General features: G+C 52.3%; 5 protein-coding genes and 1 pseudogene. All 6 read right to left on the bottom strand.

All coding sequences use genetic code 11. From position 1 onward, the window contains the following. A pseudogene (locus ACJROR_RS07180) lies at positions 1-652 on the bottom strand (type VI secretion system ATPase TssH); the annotation flags it as partial. Between the two features lie 148 nt (positions 653-800). Next, a complete protein-coding gene (locus tag ACJROR_RS07175) occupies positions 801-1,316 on the bottom strand; it encodes an Hcp family type VI secretion system effector (protein WP_406546524.1) in 516 nt (171 codons plus the stop codon). A gap of 153 nt (positions 1,317-1,469) precedes the next feature. Further along, on the bottom strand, positions 1,470-2,960 hold the full coding sequence (gene tssC / locus ACJROR_RS07170; protein ID WP_406546523.1) for a type VI secretion system contractile sheath large subunit: 1,491 nt from the start codon (positions 2,958-2,960) through the stop codon (positions 1,470-1,472). Positions 2,961-2,966: 6 nt separating this feature from the next. Further along, the gene (gene tssB, locus ACJROR_RS07165) at positions 2,967-3,500 is read right to left on the bottom strand and encodes a type VI secretion system contractile sheath small subunit (RefSeq protein WP_406546522.1); all 534 of its coding nucleotides are present in this window, start codon (positions 3,498-3,500) and stop codon (positions 2,967-2,969) included. Between the two features lie 115 nt (positions 3,501-3,615). Next, positions 3,616-4,692, bottom strand: coding sequence for a type VI secretion system protein TssA (gene tssA / locus ACJROR_RS07160; protein WP_406546521.1), 1,077 nt, complete (start codon positions 4,690-4,692; stop codon positions 3,616-3,618). Positions 4,693-5,118: 426 nt separating this feature from the next. Then, a partial coding sequence (locus ACJROR_RS07155) for an AAA family ATPase (RefSeq protein WP_406546520.1) occupies positions 5,119-6,426 on the bottom strand: 1,308 nt, incomplete at its 5' end.

The following is a 6,426-nucleotide window of genomic DNA, read 5'->3' as shown; positions in this document are numbered from 1 at the left end:
TCTTTCTGATTTCTTCATCACGGCCCACAATGCTGTCGATTTTGCCTTCCCGGGCCAGAGCAGTCATATCAGTGGTGTAAAGATCCAGAGCCTCGCCCTTGCGGAGCCCGGCTTCGTTCATAAGCCCGGAAACCTGTCCGGTGCCGGTATCGCCGGAGGAGGGCATGGCCGCGGCTTCGGGAGAGTTTCCGGTGATTTCCAGGAATTTTTCCTGCAAAAGATCCCCGTTTATCTTCACCATTTCGGAGCTGATTTCATGGAGCCTGCGGCTTAAATCCGGGTTCAGCTTTATGGCCAGAAGCAGATGACCGGTGCGGATCAGCGGGTTCTGATAAACTATGGAAGCCGCCATCCAGCCTTCCTGAATTGCGGTTTCCAGGAGCGGAGAAAAACCGGAAATAGCGCTGGCGCCCCGGGGCAGGGTATCCAGAGCTTTAACCAGATCCGCGGACAGGCGGGCTTCGTCAATGCCGAAATAGCGGACAATTTCGTGGAAGTCAGCGGGATCTCCCAAAAGGATCTGATTCAGATAGTGGGCGATATCCACGCTGGGGTTGCCGCGGGTTTTACAGAGGGCGGTGGCGCTTTCCAGAGCCCGGTAGGCGGTGCCGGAAAGTTTGGAAAAGAGCTGTTTCTTCTTTAGCTTTATCATGTGCGGTAATCTCCTGATTTGGGGCTTTCTGGAAGCTCTTAATGTAATCAGAAAGAAGGTTATTCATCAGTCACTTAATTCCGGAGGATCCGGAAACAACAAAAAAGACAGATTACTGGAATCTGTCTTTGATGCTGAATATATTTAATTAGGCATTCTCTACCTGGTTGAAGGAAGCTTCAACTGCGCCGTCCTTGGTATTGTCGTCCTTGATTGCGGTGTACTTCCAGGTGATCTTGGAGGCAACAATATCAACTACTTCTACCGGGGTGCAGGCTTTTTCAGCGGTGGGAAGAACAATCGGAGCTTCGGCGCCGGCAACTACGGAGGCAATGGCTGCCTTGACGATCTTGCACTGCTCCATGGTTACCTCGTAAACAGGAACCTGGGCGCCGGCAATAGCGCGGCAAACATTGAACTGAACCTTAGCGATCTTCGAACCGTTCATGCAGTACTGCTGGATCTTGGGAGATGCCTTGTCCAGGAGATGGGTGAAGGTGAAGGGCATAAAGGTGCCTCTGCCTGAAACGTCAGTGGTACGGCCGGAAGTCACGTTCTGCATGGAACCGAGCTTAAAGTCAACAACTTCAATCCACTTGCTGTGGCCCTTGTCAGCGGACTCGCCATCGATGCCGTCGAGCTTAATAAAGAAATCAGATGCCATGATAAATTTCTCCTATTCAAAATGAACATCCTCGCGGAGACGCATTGCGCGCTCCAATTCCTCTGGTTTCCCAGAATCTTTTCCGGAAGCCGCTCTGGGCTGTCCGGGTAATTCTCTGGAGCCTCCCGGAACCCCGGGGGCCCTGTTCTGAGACTACTTCCCGGCGCTGGGGATCTTGGTGGTAAGTCTCAGGGAGGTGGTCAGTCCCTCCAGCTGGTAATGCGGTCGCAGATAGAATCTGGCATTGTAGTAGCCCGGATTCCCTTCCACATCCTCCACCACTACCTTGGCCTCGGCCAGCGGATACTTGGCCTTAACCTCCTCGGAGGCATTGGGATCCGAGGTTACATAGTTGGAGATCCAGTCGGACAGCCATCTTTCCATATCGCTGCGTTCCTTGAAGGAACCGATCTTGTCTCTCACAATGCACTTGAGATAGTGGGCAAAGCGGGAGGTCGCAAAAATGTACGGCAGCCGGGCTGACAGGTTGGCATTGGCAGTGGCGTCAGGGTTGTCATACTCCTGCGGCTTGTTAACGGTTTGGCCGCCCAGGAAAACGGCATAGTCGGTGTTCTTCCAGTAGCAGAGAGGCAGGAAGCCGTTCTTGGAAAGCTCAGCCTCCCGGCGGTCGGTAATGGCGATTTCCGTAGGGCACTTCATAACGGTGCCGCCGTCATCGGTGGGGAAGGTATGCGTCGGCAGAGACTCTACCACGCCGCCGGATTCCACGCCGCGGATGTGAGCGCACCAGCCGTAGTCATTGAAGGAGCGGTTGATGTTCACTCCCATGGCATAGGCGGCATTCATCCAGTTATAGTTCCTGGAGTCCCCCAGATTGGTATCCTCGCTGTAGTCGAAGCCTTCCACCGGATTGGTGTCCTTGCCGTAAGGAGCTCTGGAAAGCACCCGGGGCAGAGTCAGCACCACATAGCGGCTGTCGTCGGTTTCCCGGAAGGATCTCCAGGCAGCGTATTCCGGAGTGGAGAACAGCTTGCTGATATCACGCGGCTTGGAGAGATCCTGCCAGCTGTCCAGATTCATAATGGAGGGATCGGCTGCGGCGATAAACGGCGCATGAGCGGCGGCCGCTACCTGGGAAATGCCCTTCATAAGCTCGATGTCCGGTCCGGTCTGGTTGAAGTAGTAATCTCCCACCAGAGCTCCGAAGGGTTCCCCGCCGGCGGTGCCGTATTCGTCCTCGTAGATCTTTTTGAACACCGGGCTCTGATCCCAGGAGGTGCCCTTGAACTTCTTCATGGTCTTGAGCAGATCCTTTTTGCTGATGTTCATGACGCGGATCTTCATGGATTCGCTGGTGGCGGTGTTAGTTACGAGATATGAAAGCCCCCGCCAGGCGCTTTCCAGACTGGTGAAATCCTTGTTATGGATGATTTCGTTAACCTGGGTGCTCAGCTTCTTGTCCAGTTCGGCAATAATGCCCTCAATGCTCTTGATGGCGTCATCACTGACAATATTGGCGTTCTGAAGAGCCTGCCCCACCAGTGTCTGCACGGCATTCTGCACGGCGGACTTGGCTTCGTCGGACTTGGGTTTGAACTCCTGCTCCAGAAGCCGGTCAAAATCTGATACCTCAATGCCGGAAGCTTGCTGTTCCTGGGTTTGCGCTTGTTCGAGTTCGCTCATTTTCCATTACTCCTTGTCAGTGTTCTCAGCGGGGGCGGCAGCCTTGTCAGGATTGGCTTCCTTGGCCAGAGCCTGCAAAAGGGCGGGATCCTTGAGGATCTTGGCGATAAGCTCTTCGGCGCCGGTCTTGCCGTCCATGTAGCTTAAGAGGTTGGAGAGCTGCTTCCGGGCTTCCAGAAGCTGCTTCAGGCCTTCCACTTTCTCGGCTACTTTGTCCGGAGAGAAGTCGTCCATGCTTTCAAAGGTAATGTCCACTGCCAGATTGCCTTCGCCGGTAAGGGTGTTGGGCACGGAAAATGCCACTCTGGGCTTGATGCTCTTCATTCTGTCATCGAAGTTTTCGGCATCGAACTCCTGAAAGCTGCGCTCCTCAACGCTGGGAAGGGGTTCGGCCGGTTTGCCGGAAAGATCAGACATCACTCCCATAACAAAGGGCAGGTTTACCTTTTTCTCGGAGCCGTAAAGCTCAACATCGTATTCAACCTGTACCCGCGGGGCCCTGTTCTTTCCCACAAATTTCTGAGAATTTGTTACTGCCATGGGGATTATCTCCTTTAAGTTTCTGTTTTCAATTCTTTAACAGTTTCTGAAGCATCCGTATACACAACGCACAAAAAAGAGCGCGGTTACAGATTATTACCAAAAAAGTTCAAATTCAGTTATCTTCCTCCTTCACGCCCAGCTGTTCCCGGGCTCTGTCCAGAGAATTGCGATCGATTTCCCTGAGAATTTCCATAAAGTTCATATCTGACATCCGGAGGGCTCTGTCCAGCAGGAACGGGAGAGGGCTTGAGGGCTCCGCTTTCCGGAAGTAATCGGCGCTTTTGCCGATAAGAAGAAGAGCGTCCTTGCGGTTGGTGACAATGAGAGAGCTTATGTCCTTCACTGCCGGCCGGGGGACTGCTGCTGCCGCTGCTCCTGCCGTGAAGACGGCACCAGCCGCCAGGCCGTCTGCTTCTTCTGCCGGACTGTCTTCGCCGCTATCGGAGATCTGGGACTTCAGGAACTTATCCAGGTATGCGGTTTCCTTTTCCAGAACTTCAAAGTTGAGGGAAGCCGCGCTGCCTATCTTATCGTTGACGGTATTCCGGATTCTGGTCATGAGTTCCCGAACCTCGGAGAGCAGCTGATACTGATCCGCAATTACATTCCGGGGCAAAGCCGCAAACGCCGCGGCCATCTGAGCAGAATCCACGGAGGCGCTGTCATCGCTGGCGTGGATGATCCCCTGGGCCAGCAGCGCATCCCTGAGAGTATAGGGCAGTGCAGAGCAGATCCGGTGCTTCCGGAACTGACCGACAAAGTCAATGGGATCGTTATAGCTGCCGGGCTTGGGAGAGAGAATGCTGAAAATATTGAGTCTTTCCGTGGGATCATTGTCATCATCAGGATCCAGTTCCGGATAGCATTTATCCCAGAGATTCTTGCACAGATAGTCGATCATCTGGAGTCCCTGCTTCATGCCGGCAAGGCCGTTCACGCAGAAGGCGGCCACGGTGTGATAGACGGCCACTCTGAGATCTCGGGTTTTGCCCCACAGGGCGATGGTGTTTTTTATAAGATCGCGGTAATTCGGCTCCCGTCCGGCGCTCACAGAATCTCCCATTTCGGCAGGAGGCACGCTGAGGGCCAGCTCTTCCATTTTCATATACGCGGGATCATACTCAAGGTTTTCGCCGACGTCATTGTCAGGCAGCGGTTCAAGAAGAGAGGCGGTTTCGGGGAGTTCCATAGGCGGATTTCTATGCAAACGGCAGATTATAAGATGCTGCGGTATTAAATGCCGCAAGCCCGAGTCTAATATTACACGATTGCGATTATCGGATGGTGACGCAGTACGCAATTTCCGTAATTGCGCTGTTCGGAAATGTGATAAAAAGGGAATTTTGCGGAGATTGTATGCTGTTTTTCATCTGGAGAAACCGGAAAAGCCCTGATTTTGCGGCCCGGGGTGTCAGCGAAAAACTATGTTTTAGGATATTCCGGAGGTGAGCTTCAGAGGTATTGTTTTCCTGCCTGCCTTCCCGCCCTCTTTGTTTTCAGGTTTTAACGGGAACCTGAGACAGTTTTCTCCGGGCCCGAAAGCTGCATCATCCGGGGAAAAAGCAAAACCGGCCATCAGCTGACAGCCGGTTATGTTTCTTATCGGGGTTGTTCCTCATTTTGCGGCGGAGTCATCCGGCATTTTAAGCGCGAGGCACTCCTTCCCGAAAAATGAAATGCCGAAGTTACAAATTTTCAGGTATTTCCGGTCTTTGAAATCTCTGTCGTAAGCATTTGTCCTTATCTGCTCCAGAGCATCATCCGCCCATTTTTTCAGCTGCGAGAACTTCTGCCCGTCGGATTTTTTGAGTTCCAGGATCACCGCTTCTCTGTTCCTTTTGTTATCAATAACGATGTCCGGATAGCCATCACCCTTTTCAATCTGGGAAATTACATCGATATTCTCTTCAGCGGTCATGGATAGTACCCCGGAAAGGAACATGTGATAGTAATACTCATGACTGGTGTCCCGCACGCTGATAAATCTCCGGAGCATGGCATTCATGATGTCCTGAGCCTGAGCCGTATCCCCGCCTAACAGTGCATCCCGGAGCGTCATGGCCTTTTCCAGCCATTCCGGATTGCTTTCGCTGAAAATCGCATCCGCTTTCTCGGAAAAGCACTCCCGAACCTCATTATTGGGAATTCTGACCACCGCTCTGTTCCTGGCGGAGGGAACTGCATCCTTTGCCACTGTAAGATACCCGGTATGCAGCATCAGTGTGGCAAAGGTATCAAAATCAGTATTTGAGGTGATTACCGGATAGGCGGTGAATTCCCGGAGGACAATTTCTTCTGTTTTGCCTTCCAGAAGATTCTGAAAGCGCTGGATATCCTTCGCCCGGGGACGTCTCATGCAGATATCGATAAAGTCGTTGCCGCTGGAATTTGCCCAGTAGTTTTGCGGTTTGAAGGTGGCGCGATCATTTGTGGGAACGAGAGTTTCATATAAGAAATTCAGCACGCTCCACGGGCACAGCATGGCGTTTCCGGCAAAACTGTAGCCGTCATACCATGCAACAACGTCAGGGAGACGGCTTTCCATGCCGCACTGACTGAGAAGTCTTGCAGTTTCATCCCTGGTGAGTCCGATAAACTCGGCAAATTGTGTATCGTTCGAGCTGCCAAGGCATACGAAATTGTTAATATCGGTAAAGATGCTCTGATGGGCGATGCGGAGACAGCCGGTAACAAAGCCCATTTCCATGTTGCTGTCGTTTGTTTTGAGGGCGCTGCCCAGCATTTCCTTGATTACGTCCAGCATGTCATCGTAATAACCGTTCACCTTGGCTTTCTGCAGGGGAACATCGTATTCATCGATGATAATGACAGTCTTTTTGTCACACTCTGCATGAAGCATTTCGCTCAGAAGCTTCAGGGAACTTTTGGCAATGGCAATAGCCGTATCCATATTGACAGTATC

The sequence above is a fragment of the Succinimonas sp. genome (assembly GCF_045225735.1).
Lineage (GTDB): Bacteria > Pseudomonadota > Gammaproteobacteria > Enterobacterales > Succinivibrionaceae > Succinimonas.
The sequence above is the reverse complement of the archived record's forward strand: the minus strand, read 5'-3'. Positions and strand labels throughout refer to the sequence as shown.

Excerpts from the sequence above, each read along its gene's own strand:
- ACJROR_RS07175 (WP_406546524.1), bottom strand. The coding sequence starts at position 1,316 with ATGGCATCTGATTTCTTTATTAAGCTCGACGGCATCGATGGCGAGTCC.
- tssC (WP_406546523.1), bottom strand. The coding sequence starts at position 2,960 with ATGAGCGAACTCGAACAAGCGCAAACCCAGGAACAGCAAGCTTCCGGC.
- tssB (WP_406546522.1), bottom strand. The coding sequence starts at position 3,500 with ATGGCAGTAACAAATTCTCAGAAATTTGTGGGAAAGAACAGGGCCCCG.
- tssA (WP_406546521.1), bottom strand. The coding sequence starts at position 4,692 with ATGGAACTCCCCGAAACCGCCTCTCTTCTTGAACCGCTGCCTGACAAT.